19 protein-coding genes are annotated in these 16,143 nt (G+C 30.7%); 10 read left to right on the top strand and 9 right to left on the bottom strand.

What is annotated here, in order from left to right:
- Positions 1 to 31 precede the first annotated feature (31 nt).
- Together PYW44_RS11180 and PYW44_RS11175 are read left to right on the top strand one after the other, a co-directional pair.
- Positions 32 to 907 carry a phytoene/squalene synthase family protein gene (locus PYW44_RS11180; RefSeq protein WP_115076054.1) on the top strand — a complete coding sequence of 292 codons (876 nt, stop codon included), beginning with the start codon at positions 32 to 34 and terminating at the stop codon, positions 905 to 907.
- On the top strand, positions 904 to 2,409 hold the full coding sequence (locus PYW44_RS11175) for a phytoene desaturase family protein (protein WP_021339544.1): 1,506 nt from the start codon (positions 904 to 906) through the stop codon (positions 2,407 to 2,409). Before PYW44_RS11180 ends, PYW44_RS11175 begins: the two co-directional genes overlap by 4 nt.
- Positions 2,410 to 2,471: 62 nt before the next feature.
- On the opposite strand, the gene PYW44_RS11170 is transcribed toward PYW44_RS11175, so the two are convergent.
- Positions 2,472 to 2,897: a pyridoxamine 5'-phosphate oxidase family protein gene (locus tag PYW44_RS11170; protein WP_021339545.1), complete on the bottom strand. Its 426-nt coding sequence runs from the start codon at positions 2,895 to 2,897 to the stop codon at positions 2,472 to 2,474.
- A 240-nt stretch (positions 2,898 to 3,137) separates the two neighbouring features.
- Here PYW44_RS11170 and PYW44_RS11165 point away from each other — a divergent pair, with 240 nt between their 5' ends.
- Both PYW44_RS11165 and PYW44_RS11160 read left to right on the top strand, forming a co-directional pair.
- Complete coding sequence (locus tag PYW44_RS11165) at positions 3,138 to 4,514, top strand: cryptochrome/photolyase family protein (RefSeq protein WP_115076053.1); 1,377 nt, start codon at positions 3,138 to 3,140, stop codon at positions 4,512 to 4,514.
- A 33-nt stretch (positions 4,515 to 4,547) separates the two neighbouring features.
- Positions 4,548 to 5,273, top strand: coding sequence for a TspO/MBR family protein (locus PYW44_RS11160; protein WP_115076052.1), 726 nt, complete (start codon positions 4,548 to 4,550; stop codon positions 5,271 to 5,273).
- A 270-nt stretch (positions 5,274 to 5,543) separates the two neighbouring features.
- Here PYW44_RS11160 and PYW44_RS11155 read toward each other — a convergent pair whose 3' ends face one another.
- Positions 5,544 to 6,206, bottom strand: coding sequence for an ABC transporter ATP-binding protein (locus tag PYW44_RS11155; protein ID WP_115076051.1), 663 nt, complete (start codon positions 6,204 to 6,206; stop codon positions 5,544 to 5,546).
- Positions 6,207 to 6,221: 15 nt separating this feature from the next.
- Complete coding sequence (locus PYW44_RS11150) at positions 6,222 to 7,271, bottom strand: ABC transporter permease (RefSeq protein WP_115076050.1); 1,050 nt, start codon at positions 7,269 to 7,271, stop codon at positions 6,222 to 6,224.
- A 330-nt stretch (positions 7,272 to 7,601) separates the two neighbouring features.
- Here PYW44_RS11150 and PYW44_RS11145 point away from each other — a divergent pair, with 330 nt between their 5' ends.
- Positions 7,602 to 8,627, top strand: a complete 1,026-nt coding sequence (locus PYW44_RS11145) for an NAD-dependent formate dehydrogenase (RefSeq protein ID WP_065367331.1) — start codon at positions 7,602 to 7,604, stop codon at positions 8,625 to 8,627.
- A 188-nt stretch (positions 8,628 to 8,815) separates the two neighbouring features.
- Here PYW44_RS11145 and PYW44_RS11140 read toward each other — a convergent pair whose 3' ends face one another.
- From PYW44_RS11140 to PYW44_RS11130, 3 genes are read right to left on the bottom strand one after another with little or no spacing between them, the layout of a single operon-like run.
- Positions 8,816 to 9,163, bottom strand: a complete 348-nt coding sequence (locus PYW44_RS11140; RefSeq protein ID WP_115076049.1) for a MerR family transcriptional regulator — start codon at positions 9,161 to 9,163, stop codon at positions 8,816 to 8,818.
- Between the two features lie 46 nt (positions 9,164 to 9,209).
- Positions 9,210 to 9,530: a hypothetical protein gene (locus tag PYW44_RS11135; RefSeq protein WP_002508641.1), complete on the bottom strand. Its 321-nt coding sequence runs from the start codon at positions 9,528 to 9,530 to the stop codon at positions 9,210 to 9,212.
- Between the two features lie 32 nt (positions 9,531 to 9,562).
- Positions 9,563 to 10,321 (bottom strand): SDR family oxidoreductase, encoded by a 759-nt coding sequence (locus PYW44_RS11130; protein ID WP_071665071.1) that lies wholly within the window; start codon positions 10,319 to 10,321, stop codon positions 9,563 to 9,565.
- A gap of 286 nt (positions 10,322 to 10,607) precedes the next feature.
- On the opposite strand from PYW44_RS11130, the gene PYW44_RS11125 reads away from it, so the two are divergent.
- The 3 genes from PYW44_RS11125 (at position 10,608) to PYW44_RS11115 (ending at position 12,812) form a co-directional block, all read left to right on the top strand.
- Positions 10,608 to 11,954, top strand: coding sequence for an Nramp family divalent metal transporter (locus PYW44_RS11125; protein ID WP_037539666.1), 1,347 nt, complete (start codon positions 10,608 to 10,610; stop codon positions 11,952 to 11,954).
- A 267-nt stretch (positions 11,955 to 12,221) separates the two neighbouring features.
- Positions 12,222 to 12,521, top strand: coding sequence for a hypothetical protein (locus tag PYW44_RS11120; protein ID WP_002508712.1), 300 nt, complete (start codon positions 12,222 to 12,224; stop codon positions 12,519 to 12,521).
- A 78-nt stretch (positions 12,522 to 12,599) separates the two neighbouring features.
- Positions 12,600 to 12,812, top strand: a complete 213-nt coding sequence (locus tag PYW44_RS11115; RefSeq protein WP_002508713.1) for a hypothetical protein — start codon at positions 12,600 to 12,602, stop codon at positions 12,810 to 12,812.
- A gap of 179 nt (positions 12,813 to 12,991) precedes the next feature.
- On the opposite strand, the gene PYW44_RS11110 is transcribed toward PYW44_RS11115, so the two are convergent.
- Positions 12,992 to 13,207 (bottom strand): hypothetical protein, encoded by a 216-nt coding sequence (locus PYW44_RS11110; protein ID WP_002508474.1) that lies wholly within the window; start codon positions 13,205 to 13,207, stop codon positions 12,992 to 12,994.
- 220 nt (positions 13,208 to 13,427) lie between these two features.
- Here PYW44_RS11110 and PYW44_RS11105 point away from each other — a divergent pair, with 220 nt between their 5' ends.
- Together PYW44_RS11105 and PYW44_RS11100 are read left to right on the top strand one after the other, a co-directional pair.
- Positions 13,428 to 14,126, top strand: a complete 699-nt coding sequence (locus tag PYW44_RS11105) for an HAD family hydrolase (protein WP_021339558.1) — start codon at positions 13,428 to 13,430, stop codon at positions 14,124 to 14,126.
- A 74-nt stretch (positions 14,127 to 14,200) separates the two neighbouring features.
- Positions 14,201 to 14,590, top strand: a complete 390-nt coding sequence (locus tag PYW44_RS11100) for a hypothetical protein (RefSeq protein ID WP_021339559.1) — start codon at positions 14,201 to 14,203, stop codon at positions 14,588 to 14,590.
- Between the two features lie 280 nt (positions 14,591 to 14,870).
- Here PYW44_RS11100 and PYW44_RS11095 read toward each other — a convergent pair whose 3' ends face one another.
- Entirely contained in the window at positions 14,871 to 15,533 is a 663-nt protein-coding gene (locus tag PYW44_RS11095; RefSeq protein WP_021339560.1) for a deoxynucleoside kinase, read from the bottom strand.
- Positions 15,526 to 16,143, bottom strand: coding sequence for a deoxynucleoside kinase (locus PYW44_RS11090; RefSeq protein WP_021339561.1), 618 nt, complete (start codon positions 16,141 to 16,143; stop codon positions 15,526 to 15,528). The genes PYW44_RS11095 and PYW44_RS11090 overlap by 8 nt, the downstream gene beginning before the upstream one ends.

Genomic DNA, 16,143 nt, shown 5'->3' with positions numbered 1-16,143 from the left:
AATGTCAGGGTGTTTTCGAGGAGGCCAATTAATGAATCAATTAGAGAAAGATTATAAACACTGCCACAATATTATGAAGATCCATTCAAAAACATTCTCATATGTCTTTGACTTTTTAGAGCTTAAAAAGAAAAAAGCAGTATGGGCTATCTACGCAGTTTGTCGAATTATCGATGATAGTATAGATAAATATAATGATCTTGGACAATTAGAAAAAATAGCCAGTGATTTAGATGCTATTTATGGTAATCATGCTCAAAACTATCAAAGTGACGCAGCCATTATGAATGCATTTAATAACACTTTGAATACATACGCAATTCCGCACAAACCATTACGTAAGTTGATTCAATATGTAAAAGAAGATCTTAATTTAAAAACGGTACAAACAGACGCTGTTTTATATGATTATTGCTATGGTGTTGCAGGAACTGTTGGTGAATTATTAACACCTATATTAGCATCCCAAAGCGAAGACAATACTGACCAAGCTGAAGTTACTGGCATCGCTTTAGGTAAAGCACTACAAATAACTAATATTTTAAGAGATGTGGGCGAAGATTTTCAAAATGGTAGAGTTTATCTCAGCCAAGAAAAGCTAGCTGAATATAAGATAGACTTACAAGCTGTATATAATGATGGGGTTACCCAAAATTATATAGACTTATGGGAAAACTATGCTAATGAGGCAATTCAACTATACAATGTAGCATTAAATGGAGTTGAATACTTTGATGAAGAAGTGCGTTATATTGTTGAATTAGCGGCATATGCCTATCTTGAAATTCTTGAAGAAGTGAGAAAGTCGGGCTATACACTGTATAAAAAAGTATATGTAAGTAAACTTAGAAAACTGAAAATTTATCGCGAAATCATTACGAAATATAATAGGAGTGAAACATTATGAAGATTGCAGTCATTGGTGGTGGTGTTTCGGGTTTAGCTGCAGCTTCAAGGTTGTCAGCAAATGGACATCAAGTAGATATTTATGAAAAGAATAAGCAGATAGGTGGTAGAATGAATCAAATTAAACAAGACGGGTTTACATTTGATATGGGTCCAACAATAGTAATGATGCCTGAAGTCTATCGTGATGTTTTTAATTACGCACAAAAGAATATGAATAATTACTTGGAGATTAAACAATTATCTCACATATATGATGTGTACTTTAGTGAGTCTGACCAAATTCGTGTGCCTACAGATCTTGCGCAATTAAGAGATATGCTTGAAGCTATTGAGCCTAACTCCACACATGGTTTTATGTCATTTTTAACTGATATATACGAAAGATATGAAATTGCACGCAAACATTTTTTAGAGCGAACGTTTAGAAAACCTACTGATTTTTATAATCCTTTTACTTTATATCAAGGTATGAAATTAAAAACATTTGATAAAGCAGATAACTTAATTGAAAAATATGTTGATAATGAGAAAATTCAAAAAATATTAGCGTTCCAAACATTGTATATAGGCATTGACCCCAAACGAAGTCCTTCACTATATTCTATTATACCAATGATTGAATTAATGTTTGGCGTACATTTTATTAAAGGTGGTATGTATAGCTTCGTCAATGCGCTTCAAACATTAAATGAGGAACTAGGCACTCAAATTTATACAGATGCGAGTGTTGAAGAGATTATCATTGATACACGTTTTAAGCGTGCTGAAGGTCTGAAAATAAATGGCCGTATTGAGAAGTATGACAAAATATTATGTACTGCAGACTTCCCATATGCAGCCTCATCTTTAATTAAAGATGAACAACAGCCTAAAAAATATACAAAACAAAAAGTTGATAATATGGACTATTCTTGTTCTGCCTTTTTGATGTATCTGGGTGTAGATAAAGATTTATCTGAAGAAATTTTATTACATAATGTTATATTTTCAAAGGATTTTGATAATAACATTAACGAAATCTTTACTGGGGAAATATCTGAAGATCCTTCCATATATGTCTATGCACCAAGCGTGGAAGATAAGTCGTTAGCGCCAGAAGGTCAGACAGGTGTTTATGTACTTATGCCTGTGTCAGAATTAAAAACGGGTGATGTGGATTGGTCCAATGAGACAACAATCACACATGTGAAGAATATTATTTATAAAAAGCTTTCAACAATTAAAGCTTTAAAAAATTTGAAAGAGCAGGTTGTCACTGAAATCATTTATACACCTGAAGATTTTGAAGGTGATTATAATGCAAAATTCGGAGCAGCCTTTGGATTAATGCCTACATTAGCTCAAAGTAACTACTATAGACCACCTAATGTAAGTAGAGATTATAAAAATTTATATTTTGCTGGAGCAAGTGTTCATCCAGGAGCAGGCGTTCCCATCGTATTAACAAGTGCTAAAATAACAGTTGAAGAAATATTAGCAGATATAAAAAATGGTATTTAACATAACAAGCGTTTAATTTCCTTCATTAGATAAGAAAATTAAACGCTTGTTTGTTAGTTACATTAATCAATCGTAATCGTTTGTGGCGTATCTATACTATCATCATTCATAATCTTAATAGATTTAGGTGTGACTTTGATTATACATAAATCAGGGTCTTCTTTAGAATCAAAAAAAGTTTTATCTTGTTTTTCCCATAGCCAATCTATTGTTTCTTTATCTTTAATGATTTCAACATTTGCTTCAATTTCAAGAAAGCTACGATTTTCTGTATCATCATATCCCAGCAATATATGTGCTTTGGGATTATCTTTGAATTCAGCAACTTTGTTAGAGTCTATACTAGTTTTAGTATAAAGTGTAAGATCATCATTATAAAAAACCATATATCTACTATTAGGAACGTTGTTATGTGCGGTTGATAAGACACCAATTCTTGATTGATTCAATATATTTTCTATTTTAGAAAGTACTTTATCTTTATTCATATTAAATTCACCTCTTTTGAATTATACCCTGAATTTGAGTGAATAATGTTATAAAGCCTTTATATTTACATACAAGGAAAGTAGGGTATAAATATAGAAGTATTATGCAAAGAAAATATTTCATGTAAGATAATTAAATTTATAATGCTAATAAAAAAATAGCAAGACAGTTTCATAGTAACTAACAAACCAATAAAAAGTAAAATATCACTTTAAATCCAGAAGATTAGGGGACAAAATATGCATTTAGGAGTAATTCTTAACCGGGTGTTTAGAACCAAAGATAATCCGTTATTTGATTATGTAGTAAACAATCAAGAAGAAATTGAAAAATTATATCTCATTTTACCTTTAGAAGATCTATCAGATGCAGGGGAGTCAAAGCAACAATATTATAATAAAGTAGTAAGTGGTTTCGTTAAAACTTTGTATAAACATAATATTTATCCTTATGTAGTCTCTTACAAAAGTTTAGGAAAACTAGCTGATCAATTAGGGTTAACACATGTTTTGATTGGTAAAGATATCATGAGCTATCATAATATAAAATATGATTATCCTCATCTCAAATTAGCTTTTCAAAAGCGTAGTATAGAAGTTATTGGACAACGCGTAAACCATTATTTCCAACCGTCACTGACTGTAAATAAGCAACAACAACCTTATAAAGTATTTACAAGTTTTTATAAAGCCAATAGAAGAAATTTAGTACTTACTCCAAGTAAGCATTACCAATATAAAAAATTAAGTCAATATGCTGAAAAAGGTTCAAATCATAGCGGAATATCCCTACATTCATCAGAGGATATAGAACAACAAGCACGTAAAGCTTGGGAAGCCTTTTTAAGTGAAGATATTTCAAATTATAAAAAAATGACAGATGATGTTTCACAAGATTATGTCAGTGGGTTAGGTAAATATTTGGCATATGGTTTGCTTGATATTCATGAAATTATTAATGATTTGCTTGAGGATTATGAAAATGATGAAGCTAACTATGAGTCATATATTAGAGAAGTGATGTTTAGAGAATTTTATTATATTTTAATGACACAATATCCAGAAACTGCAACTAAGGCATTTACTGAAAAATATCGTAATATGCAATGGTCATATAACAAGCAGAATTTTGAAGCATGGAAAACAGGAAAAACAGGATTTCCAATTATAGATGCAGCAATGCAAAAGCTTAACCATACTGGGTATATGCATAACCGTTTAAGAATGGTTGTTTCCCAATTTTTAACAAAGAATTTATTTATTGATTGGACTTGGGGAGAAGAATACTTTAGACAATACCTTATCGATTATGACAATGCGTCCAATGTGCATGGATGGCAATGGTCTGCATCTACAGGCACAGATGCAGCACCATATTTCAGAATGTTTAATCCGATACGCCAAAGTGAACGTTTTGATGCCAAAGGTTATTTTATTAAGTCTCAACTAGAACTATTTAAAGATGTTTCAAGTAACTATATTCATAATCCTTCAAAAAATAAAGATAAACTGAAAGAAAATTATGATATTGAAATAGGAAAGGATTACCCTGAAACTCTAGTAGATCTTAAATTAAGTAGAGAATTCGTTATGAATAAGTTTAAAAGTTTTCGGTAATAATTAAATAAGTTAGACACGGAGGTAATAATAGTGATTAAGCAAAACAAATGGATTATTTTATATTTTATATCCTTTTTAATTATGATTTTATTAAATTATTTAAGTGGTGGAAATATAGGAAGCGTAACAGAGGATAACCAGGCAGTTATACAACCTGCAGGTTTTGCGTTTTCAATTTGGGGATTAATTTATGTTCTTATTTTAGCATGGATTATTAAACTATTTGTTTCAAATAGCCATAAAAGTATCATAGTTAATGAATTAAAATACTTACCTATCATTAACTTTCTATTGAATGGTTTATGGGTAGTAGTTTATACACAAAAATGGATATTTGCTTCAGTTTTAGTAATCATATCACTGCTATATACAATCGCAAAAATTTATACTGTATTAAGTAAATACAAAGGGTTTAATCGCTTACCTTTTTCAATTTATTTTGGTTGGGTCACTGTCGCTACTATAGTTAATATTTTCACTTTATTTTTAAATAATAATATTGAGACAATATTAGGACTGAATGAACTTACTTGGACAATAATAATATTAATTATTGCTACATTAATAGGTGTTTTTATTTCTATTTTCTTTAAAGACTGGTTGTATCCACTTGTTATTATATGGCCTTACTTCGGAATATATATTGAAAATAAAAATGTTTATTCAAGCTTAGATATTACATTGATTTTAGCAAGTTTATCATTAATTATTATTTCTATTATTATAGGTTTTCAAAGAAAAAATTATAATCGTTAGAATAATAACCATTTTTTAAAATTATTAATATTTATATCATTTGAGATATCTTAAAACTTCTGGAAAATCAGACAGTATTAAGTCTTTATTTTACAATAAAAAATATTGCTTTAGTAACATAATAAATATCTTTAACTTCTATATCATAAATATTTTTGAAATGATAAAGAGACTCCTTATTGAAAAAGGAGTCTCTTTTAATATGACTTACAATAGCCATGAATTATGTTAAATTATATATTCATTACAGTTGAAAAATATTCTATTCAGTTATTTCAAATTGAGTATTCCATCGTTCATATGATAAATTTTATCACAATAAGCAGTTAGTCTTTCGTCATGAGTTACTATAATACAAGTTTTATTTCTATTTTTAGTCTGTTCTTGTAATATTTTCATGACTTCCATAGCATTATCAGTATCGAGCGAAGCCGTAGGTTCATCTGCTAATATTATAGAAGGATTGGTATAGAGAGCCTTTGCGATAGCAACTCTTTGTTTTTGTCCACCAGATATTTCGCTTGGCAATTTACGTTTTAAGTCATTTAATCCTAATTGTCCAATCAAACTTTGATAACTTTCATTAGATAAGATGTCTTTTTTTTGTTTCTTTAAAAGTTTAAACTGTTGTTCGATATTTAAAAAAGGGACTAGGTTTGTTGCTTGTAGAATAAAACCGATTTCTTCCATTCGAGTACGTGCTAATTGTTTTTGATTCATTTTAGACACCGACTTATTGTTAATAAGAACGTCTCCGGAACTAGGTGTTTGTAAAGCCCCAGCTATAGTTAGAAAAGTACTTTTACCAGACCCGGAAGGTCCAACTATAGCAATAAGTTCATTTTTACCAAATTTTAAGTTTGTTGATTTCACAGCTTCAATAGTTTGATCGCCGTCTTGAAAAAATTTAGTTACATCTTTAAATTCTAGCATTTATTACACTCCAATCTATCCTATAGCTTTTAATGGATCAATTTTTCTAATTGTTAATACAGAAAACAAACTACCTATTAGTGAAATTAAAATAAGTACAAGTCCAAATACAATGAGGGTAAATAAATCAAACATTACTGGTACAGCATTAGGTAAAAAGATGCTTGTTATTAGTGTTAGACCTAAACCAATTAACGTTCCAATAAGGGATAGGATAAAAGTTTGTGCTAATACTACTTTTGCTAAATAACTATTAGTGAAACCTTGTGCTTTAAGCACTCCAAATAAATTTGTTTTTTGAAGTGTTATTACATATAAAAATATACCAATTACAGTAGCAGATATGACAAATAAGAATGTAATCATAAAGTTTAATGTTAGATTTTGAGCTTGATAACCTGGTAAGTTTTCTACAAAATCATCAATTTTTATTGCTTCTAAGTCATTATTTATATTTTTATCTGCCCATTTATCGTCTTTTACGACTATGGCGTTTGTCTTATCATTTGTAAGTTTTGGATTGATTTTCTCTATTGTCTTGTTATTAGAAAATAAGACAGGAGAGGCATTGTATTTAGCACTTTCACTAAAACCTACTATTTTCAATTCTTCATCTGATTGGGATAAAGTTAATTGATCACCAACATGAAACCCTTTATCTTTCAATGTAGCATCTGCCACTACTTCATTATTGTTTTTAACATTACTTCCTTCAATAATATTAGGTACTAAAAAGGAATCAGCTGTAACACCAAATAGTAAGGCATTTTCTTCTTGCTTACTATTAGAAGCAATCACACCTGTTTGTTTAAGTGTAGTCTGTTCTTCATATTTATCAGATAATTTATTTTTATCAAAGATAGATTGCTCAACCGTTTGGTTTGCATCTTTGTTGAGAATAATTGCATCTGCTTCCCATTTGTCTATGCCTTCTTTATTCATATTTATAAGACCATTTGCCAAACCAGAAAGTAAAAAAAGTAAATAACTAATCATAATCAATACACCAATAATTAAGCTGAATTTCAATTTATTTCTTTTGATTTCATTCCAAGCTAAAAACATGTATGCCTCCTGTAAAATTAATTTTTCTTAATAGTATTATTGTACATCTAATTGCGCACGAATCAAAGAGATCAAAATTTTATTTTTACTTTTAAAATAAAATTTATATTCATCTGATTAAAAATATATATATTAAATTATATGTTTTTTTGAAATTATGGGGAATATTTTAAAACTATGAGGAAATTTTCGCCCCATCCAACTTCTTACTCATAAATAACACCTAAGAATAATAGGGTCTCAATATGTCTATTATCTTTTTTATATGATTAAAATTAATGAAGAAGGTAATAGACATATATAAACTCTTATAGAATGAGGTTGATAATTATGAAAATCGTTGGATTATTTCCTTCAGATCCTAGTGGAAAAAGCGAAAATCAACTGTTAAATGATAGATATGCATTAGGAATTGAATCGTTTTTAGAAGATAAAGACCATGAATTTGTAGTCATAAATAGCGACGAAGAGGTAGATCAGCATTTAGAAGACATGGAGGTTATTATTAGCTCTCCATTTTTACCAGCTTATATGGACGAAAATAGAATTAGAAAAGCGTCTCAACTTAAATTAGCTATAACAGCTGGCGTTGGTTCTGACCATATAGATTTAAACGCAGCGAGTCAAAATGATCTAACAGTATTAGAAGTTACAGGTTGTAATACAATTAGTGTTGCTGAACATACCGTGATGGATGTTTTAATATTATTACGTAACTTTATGGAAGGTCACCGCCAATCTTACAATGGGGAATGGAATTTATCTAAAGTAGGTAATCATGCGCATGATCTTCAACATAAAAAAATTGGTATTTTTGGATACGGGCAAATTGGAGAGCTAGTAGCTGAAAGATTACAACCGTTTGATGTTAAAGTACAGCATTATAGACGTTCAAGCCAAGAAAATACACCATATTCTAAATATGTTGATTTTGATGAATTAGTTTCCACAAGTGACGTTATTGTAATTTTGTCCCCATTAACTTCAGAAACAGATGATTTATTCAATTACGATGTATTAAGCCGTATGAAAGAAGGTAGTTATTTAGTCAATACAGCACGTGGCAAGATTGTAAATAAAGACGATTTAATAGAGTTAGTAAATAATAACCACATACAGGGTTATGCGGGCGACGTTTGGTATCCACAACCAGCGCCTCAAGACCATCCTTGGAGAACGATGCCACGTAATGCGATGACAATTCATTATTCAGGGATGACATTAGAAGCACAAAAACGTATAGAAAAAGGCGTGAAAGGCTTCTTAACAAACTTTTTTAACGAAGAAGCTTATGATGAAAAAGATGTTATTGTTTCAGGTGGTACAATAACAAATAGTAGTTATAAATCTAAATAATTTAGCAGATAGATTTATATCATAGGACAAGTATTTCATGTAAACCGTGTATTAAAGATAAAAAATTATATGTATGTTTCTGGTATTAAAATGACTGAGACACTAACAAATATTTATAAGTGCCTCAGTCGTTTTTAAATTTTCACAATATATTTTCTCCATTTTCACCTCTGATACTATACTTTTACTTATTCGCTTTCTAACAACTTAAATTTTTCTTCTAACGTTTGAAGACCTTCATCTATAAGTCTTTTTTGTTCTATTAGATTTTTTTGGTGTTTTAAAAATATATCTTTACGTTTCATTTTAGTAGAACTTCCTTGATGATACAATTCAGCAATTTCTTTTAACTTTGATACAGGCATATGTGTCTGACGCATACATTTTATAAATTCAATCCAATATAGGTCTTCTACTGAAAAATCTCTATAGCCATTCTTATTTCTGGTAACAAATGGAAAAAGCCCTGCTTTGTCATAGTATCGAATAGTATGTTCACTGATGCCTAAATTATCGGCTACTTGCTTTACTTGCATAATTTACCTCCTAAAAAAGGTGACTTTATAAAGTCACCTTTTTGGTCTATTTAATAAGTTGAACTAGTAAATCTTCATAGTCATTATGGATAATAGCTTCAAACCCAAATGTTGATACCATATCACTCTTTAATGACTCCACAGTGTTATAACCAATGAGTTCAGGATCATCTATTTTTAAACCAATTCGTTTAATGTCATTATGGAATAAATTATTTTGATGAGATAGCTCAATTATTTCTTCAGCTAAAGATTTAACGTAATTATTACTTGGCAAAGATACGTTCTTATCATCTATGACCTTTTCTTCCGTAATAATCTTAATATCTGTTTCATTTTCTTTAAATATTGCTAAAAAGTAATACATATCAAAATGACCTCCTTATTCTTTAAAGTTAACTAGCGTGTCGTATAACCGCCATTTGCAAATAATGTTTGTCCATTTATCCACCAACCATCTAAAGTTAAGAAAGTAATAATTGGCGCGATGTCTTCTATATTTGTAAGTTGATTATGAAGTGCTTGGGATTTATGGAATGCCACAGCATCTTCGCCTTCTTGAGGATAGAAGAAAGGTGTGTCCATTGGTCCAGGTGCCACCGCATTAACAGAAATGCCTCTATCCATAAACTCTGATGATGCTGCGCGTGTATAATGCTCGACAGGCGCTTTTCCTCCAGCGTAAGTTGAATAAAATCCTGTATAAGCAGCAAGTAATGCAGTGGCTAGAGTGATAATCTTACCATTATCATTCATAGACTTTTCAGCATATTTAATAAAGAAATAAGCTGACTTTGCATTGATATCTGCCATACTATCGAACTCTTCTTCAGTCGTTTCTGAAATAGGTTTTTTAAGTACTTTTCCTACTGTATTTATTGCAATATCAACTTTTCCAAACGTCTCTTCAGCATGTTGAAATAAAGCTTGGACATTACTAACCTTAGTTAAATCACCAGAAAATAATGTACCTTCTCCACCTAACTCTTCAACTTTTGAAAGTGTAGCTTTAGCATCATCTAAAGACTTTTCATCATGATAATGGATTACTAATTTAGCCCCATCTTTAGCGTAAGTAGTACTTAATAAGCCACCAAGGTTCTTAGCACCACCAGCAATAACTACAACTTTGTCTTCTAAACTATTAAATTTACCCATATTATATAACCTCCTTTGAATATATTTCAATCATAAACCTTAGACCGCGATATCAAACAAGTGTTTATCTGATGTTTTTTGGTATTGGTTTAGTTGGAATGATAACGGGTTCAATAGCAACTTATTTTCTGAAAGGTAATAAGAAGTCTAATATAAAAGGTCGTTTAAAAATAATAGGCAAAGATTAATTAAAATCATCAGAAATTAAACAACTAAAAGTTTAATTATAAGAAAAATAATTTTTAGGTTTACCTAATTCATACTATAATATTCATTGATAAATTTAATGTTCAATGAGGAGATTTTTAAAGTGAAGAAAAGTTTAGAAGAAATAAATGGAAAAGTTTCTTTTGATAGCGAAGCAAATGGTATCAAGAAACTAATAATGTATCTAGGCCCTGGCCTTCTTGTTGCCGTAGGCTATATGGATCCAGGTAATTGGATTACTTCAATGGCAGGAGGAGCACAATTTGGATATACATTATTATTTATAATATTATTATCGAGCTTATCAGCCATGTTACTTCAAAGTATGTGCGCTCGTTTAGGTATTGCGAGTGGTATGGACTTAGCTCAAGTAACTAAACACATAAGTAATAAGCCGTTGTCGATAGCAGCTTGGATTGTTACAGAGTTAGCAATTATGGCTACAGATATTGCAGAGGTCATTGGTAGTGCGATAGCATTAAATCTACTTTTTGATATACCTTTAGTAGTGGGAGTAACTATTACTGTATTAGATGTTTTACTTTTACTAGTAATTATTAAATTTGGCTTTAGAAAGATTGAAGCTATCGTAGGTGTATTAATTTTTACAGTTCTTTTTATCTTTGTATTTGAAGTTTACTTTGCTTCTCCAGAATGGAGTGCTGTTTTAGGTGGCTTTATTCCAAGTACAGAAATAGCTACTAACAATGGTGTGTTATACATAGCTTTAGGTATCATTGGTGCGACAATCATGCCTCATAATTTGTATTTGCATTCTTCAATTGTTCAATCACGTAACTACATACGTGAAAGTAAAGCTAAGAAAAAAGAGGCTATTAAATACGCTATTATTGATTCACATATACAACTTTCAATTGCGTTTATTATTAATTGTTTGATTTTAATATTAGGTGCCGCTCTATTCTTTGGTAATGGTGAAGACTTAGGACGATTTTATGATTTATATAATGCTTTACGAGAATCGGATTTTGCAGGAGCTATAGGTGGTGCTGTTATGAGTACATTATTTGCCATAGCTTTGCTAGCTTCAGGGCAAAATTCAACCATTACGGGCACATTATCAGGACAAATTGTCATGGAAGGGTTTTTAAATATAAGAATTCCTCAATGGGCAAGAAGATTAGTCACTAGACTAATCGCTGTGGTTCCTGTATTCATCTGTTTATGGTTATATGGTTCAAGTACTTCTAAAATTGAGGATCTATTAATTTTCACACAAGTGTTTTTAAGTATTGCATTACCCTTTAGTATTATTCCTTTAACGTTAGCAACCAATAACCCTAAAATAATGGGAAAAGAATTTACAAATAAAACATGGGTTAATATTATTGCTTGGATTTTAACAATCATATTAAGTATATTGAATATATATCTAATTATAGAAACATTTAATGAGTTTTTATAAAAATTCATTAAAATTAAAAAATTTGATGTTCGTCAGACTTTCATAAACAATCCTTATTAAGATGAAATTTGTTTTTGAAACGATTAAGAGGCACCTTGGTCAACCAATGGTGCCTCTTTGATATGAATTCTAATAATAACCATCTATGTAAGCGATACTAAGAATGTCATTTATTAAACCCTCAGTAAATTGTTAGTGAGCAGAGTTATTGTTATTTTAAATATGTATTATTACACTGTGTATGATGGGCATATAGGGGGGATAGTAATGGTTAACTCTGATAAAAAAGAAATAGAAATAAGCAAAACAAATGAAACACGATCTAATGAAATATCGAAAATGATTGAAGAGGGTGGTTTGGGCGCTGACCAGTATTACACTATAGACAAGCAGCAACCCAATCAAAAAATTTTAATAGAAAATATTGATCAATTCAAAGACGAAATAAGTCAAAAAGATAACGACGATTTAATTGATCTATTAATACTAAATGCTCAGGAAAACATCAACTCAAAAGGTAACCATGCTTTGATTATTATAAAAAAAGAACTGCTTAGCCGAATGTAATAAAAATGAAATTTAAAAAACTGAGACACCTAAAGATTTAGGTGTCTTTGCTATTCTAATAATAAGGAGAAAAAATTTATGAAAGTAAAAGACCAACAACCCTATATCTTAGATAATGAGCTAGGCTCAAGAGAAGAAGTTGAAATAGACGAGCAAAGAATTAAAGAATTAGAAGAATATGATGAGCAAGAAGATAAAAATCCTAATAATAAAATTATTATTTTTACAACTATACTGATATTTATTTTAACCATAATTTTATCTGTTATTATACAGACGAATAAAAAATAGATAAAATCTTTAAAGTTAAAAACGTTCGATTTTGACACAAAGCTTCTTAAAGTGACAAAGAAGGTTTTCTTGATTATTTAAATCCATAAACTTGTCTTATAATCAATGTATGAAAATTATTTAAAAATATGAGCTTTTAGAAAGCTTAGGTATCACTGTAATTATTGCAGTGATACTTTTTATTTTGGGTTTTGTCTATTTTGAATATCTTCTTGCTCTTTCTTAGCACCGTTTAAAATTTCATCTATATGATAAAAGCCATTTACAATGATGATAGAAAGAATAATTAATCCAATGCCCTTAAGCCAACTTTTGGGAGACGTAGGCTTTTGTCTCTTTAAAAAAAACATGCCAATTAACGTTGCGACTACAATGATTACGAATAGATATATCATATATCATCTTCCTTTTTATAAAAATTAAATATCAAGAAAAAATTAACTTAACTTTGAAATAATATTAACATAAAGAGATGTTTTTTCAACGTTCTCTAAAACATTGAATTTAATAATATTATTCTCTCAGTTTCATTATTTGTTTAGCGCTATATCTTTATATTAAAATAAAGTGCGATATAATTTAGTATGAAGTTATTACATAGGAGCTGTTCAAGCGATGAAATGGATTTTATTTGATAAAGATGGCACGTTAATATATTTTGACGGTAGTTGGATGAAGATTGGCTTACAACTCGTCGACGATTTTATGGAAGCATACAAGGACGATATACATGATATAGATGCAGCATATAAGCATTTAGGTATCGTAGATGGAGAAATTCAACCTGGCACAATAATGGCTTCAGGCGCTTTAGAAGAAATGGTCAAAGCGTTATGTGATATTGCTGGTCAGGACGTTTCGAAGTGGGCACAAAAAAGGAGCCAAACACTTGTTGATAATAGAGTGCCAGAAAATGTTCTGGTAGAAGGTATTTATGAAACGTTGGAGACGCTACAAAACCAAGGTTATAAAATGGGTATAGTAACAAGTGATTCTAAAAAAGGCGTAGAACAATTTTTAGAAGTAACTCAATTTGATCATTTCTTTGATGTAGTCATATCTACGGAGGCTAATGCAGTTGAAAAGCCTAATCCAGAAGTGCTTAATCCCTTGTTTAACAACTACGACGTATCACCACAAGATGTAATCATCGTGGGTGATACCGCCAATGATATACAAACAGGTGTAAATGCTAAGTTAGGCCTTAAGATTGCTGTACTAACGGGCGTAGGATTAGAACAAGAACTTAATAAAGCTGACCATATTGTAGATAACGCGAATGACGTTCTAGGAATATTAAATCAATATGCGTAGTTCACAAATTGTGTCATAATATACGTATCGTATATTATGACTTTTTTCTTTAATATAAACATAGAGGTGATTGTATGATTGATGGAAAATACGCAGATTATAAAGGCGAAACTTATAAAGTAGTTGAAATTGTTGGTAATGAATTGGTGCTAGCAACAGAAGACGAAAAGGCATTGGAACATGGTTTTGAAGCACAAACAGCAAATCAATCAGCGCATACATTATATTTCAAACGTATCCCGAGAGATGATGTTGATGAGCTTTATGCGTTATTTCAAGAAGCGAGATATGAAGGTGCCGTTTTTGATTTATACCAAGATACAGAACAACAACTTTATATTGGGACAGAAGATCAAGACAAAGCGAGTTCATTTGGATTAGATCAAACAGATGAACATTATTATAGTAAGTATGTGACAGAAGACGAAATTGAAAAAATAATCTACCGCCGACATATTGAGTAGTACATTGTTATAGCAATGAAAAAGGAGTGAGACATAATAATTGTCCCACTCCATTGTTTTTTATAGCTGTTTTTTCTTCTTGATAATTTTTGTTTAAATGATGGCAGTGATTTGGCCAACTCCTGGTGAGTTAATAAAACGATAGTAAAAGACTACAGACTGAGACCGTGTCCTAGGCAAGTGAGTATGAAATAAATAGAAAAGCCGGAACGGAATTTAAGAAAAATATGCACAAAAAAATGCCAACAAAGTCAGATGCTTTGTTGACACTTTATTTGTATTAGCGTTGATCTACTTTACGATGTGTCTCAATAATATGACGAATCTTATCAATGACTGGGTTTAATGAGTCTGGATCTTCATGTAAATCATATTCATTAATATTCACACGTACAACAGGACATGCGTTAAATTCGCTTATCCAGTCGTCGTAACGTTTGAATAGTTTTTGCCAATATTCTGGGTCAGTTTCCATTTCCATCTGGCGACCACGCTGTTTAATGCGATCAATGACTTCATCGTAATCACATTCTAAATAAATCAATACATCTGGTTTAGGGAAATAAGGCGTCATGACCATGGCGTTAAATAATTCTGAATATGTTTCAAAGTCTTCTGGGCTCATTGTACCTTGTTCTTCATGCATTTTAGCGAAAATGTCGACATCTTCGTAAATCGAACGGTCTTGGATGAAACCACCGCCATATTCAAACATGCGTTTTTGTTCTTTAAAACGTTCAGCTAAGAAATAAATTTGTAAGTGGAAACTCCAACGCTCAAAGTCGTTGTAAAACTTATCGAGGTAAGGGTTATGGTCCACGTTTTCAAATGAAGTTCTAAAATTCAGGCGTTCGGCTAAAGCTTTTGTTAATGTTGATTTTCCTACGCCTACAGTACCAGCGATAGTAATCACAGCATCTTGAGGGATACCGTATTTATTCATGCATTTGTCCTCCAATCAGTGGCTTCACTAATTCTAAAATATAATTATAGTCATCATTGTGTTTAACAAAATCAAGGCGTGTCGTGTCGATGCGAATGACGCGTTCTCCGTCAGCTTTTAACGAATTATAATAGGCATTATAATCACGCTTTAAATTAAGTAGGTAGTCATCCTCAATTTGATGTTCAAAACTGCGGTTACGTAGTGCTATACGGTCCTTTAAAGTTTCTAATTCTGCATCTAAAAAGATGATAATATTGGGCATTTCCAGATCTTCAGTTAAAATATCATAAATTCTTGAGAATTTACTGTATTCGGCACTCGTTAAGGTATTATGTGCGAAAATTTTATTTTTATAAATGTGATAATCACTAACGATACCACTTTCATTTGAAACAAGATCTTGGAATTGTTTGTAACGATTACATAAAAAGAACATTTCTGTTTGGAAACTCCATTTAGAAATATCTTCATAGAAATCTGATAAAAAAGGATTTTCATTTACAATTTCTTTTTCTTCATAGTAATTGTAAGTTTGACTAAGTTTGTGCGCTAAAGAAGACTTTCCGACACCAATCGGGCCTTCAACAGCAATAAATTGTTTTTTCAT

This window comes from Staphylococcus equorum, assembly GCF_029024965.1.
GTDB lineage: Bacteria > Bacillota > Bacilli > Staphylococcales > Staphylococcaceae > Staphylococcus > Staphylococcus equorum.
Note: the sequence above shows the minus strand (reverse complement) of the source record. Positions and strands in the feature narration are given on the sequence as shown.

What these genes read in the sequence shown, in the direction of transcription:
- PYW44_RS11180 (WP_115076054.1), top strand. Translation starts at nt 32, where the DNA reads ATGAATCAATTAGAGAAAGATTATAAACACTGCCACAATATTATGAAG.
- PYW44_RS11175 (WP_021339544.1), top strand. Translation starts at nt 904, where the DNA reads ATGAAGATTGCAGTCATTGGTGGTGGTGTTTCGGGTTTAGCTGCAGCT.
- PYW44_RS11170 (WP_021339545.1), bottom strand. Translation starts at nt 2,897, where the DNA reads ATGAATAAAGATAAAGTACTTTCTAAAATAGAAAATATATTGAATCAA.
- PYW44_RS11165 (WP_115076053.1), top strand. Translation starts at nt 3,138, where the DNA reads ATGCATTTAGGAGTAATTCTTAACCGGGTGTTTAGAACCAAAGATAAT.
- PYW44_RS11155 (WP_115076051.1), bottom strand. Translation starts at nt 6,206, where the DNA reads ATGCTAGAATTTAAAGATGTAACTAAATTTTTTCAAGACGGCGATCAA.
- PYW44_RS11150 (WP_115076050.1), bottom strand. Translation starts at nt 7,271, where the DNA reads ATGTTTTTAGCTTGGAATGAAATCAAAAGAAATAAATTGAAATTCAGC.
- PYW44_RS11145 (WP_065367331.1), top strand. Translation starts at nt 7,602, where the DNA reads ATGAAAATCGTTGGATTATTTCCTTCAGATCCTAGTGGAAAAAGCGAA.
- PYW44_RS11140 (WP_115076049.1), bottom strand. Translation starts at nt 9,163, where the DNA reads ATGCAAGTAAAGCAAGTAGCCGATAATTTAGGCATCAGTGAACATACT.
- PYW44_RS11135 (WP_002508641.1), bottom strand. Translation starts at nt 9,530, where the DNA reads ATGTATTACTTTTTAGCAATATTTAAAGAAAATGAAACAGATATTAAG.
- PYW44_RS11130 (WP_071665071.1), bottom strand. Translation starts at nt 10,321, where the DNA reads ATGGGTAAATTTAATAGTTTAGAAGACAAAGTTGTAGTTATTGCTGGT.
- PYW44_RS11125 (WP_037539666.1), top strand. Translation starts at nt 10,608, where the DNA reads ATGTTCAATGAGGAGATTTTTAAAGTGAAGAAAAGTTTAGAAGAAATA.
- PYW44_RS11120 (WP_002508712.1), top strand. Translation starts at nt 12,222, where the DNA reads ATGGTTAACTCTGATAAAAAAGAAATAGAAATAAGCAAAACAAATGAA.
- PYW44_RS11115 (WP_002508713.1), top strand. Translation starts at nt 12,600, where the DNA reads ATGAAAGTAAAAGACCAACAACCCTATATCTTAGATAATGAGCTAGGC.
- PYW44_RS11110 (WP_002508474.1), bottom strand. Translation starts at nt 13,207, where the DNA reads ATGATATATCTATTCGTAATCATTGTAGTCGCAACGTTAATTGGCATG.
- PYW44_RS11105 (WP_021339558.1), top strand. Translation starts at nt 13,428, where the DNA reads ATGAAATGGATTTTATTTGATAAAGATGGCACGTTAATATATTTTGAC.
- PYW44_RS11100 (WP_021339559.1), top strand. Translation starts at nt 14,201, where the DNA reads ATGATTGATGGAAAATACGCAGATTATAAAGGCGAAACTTATAAAGTA.
- PYW44_RS11095 (WP_021339560.1), bottom strand. Translation starts at nt 15,533, where the DNA reads ATGAATAAATACGGTATCCCTCAAGATGCTGTGATTACTATCGCTGGT.
- PYW44_RS11090 (WP_021339561.1), bottom strand. Translation starts at nt 16,143, where the DNA reads ATGAAAAAACAATTTATTGCTGTTGAAGGCCCGATTGGTGTCGGAAAG.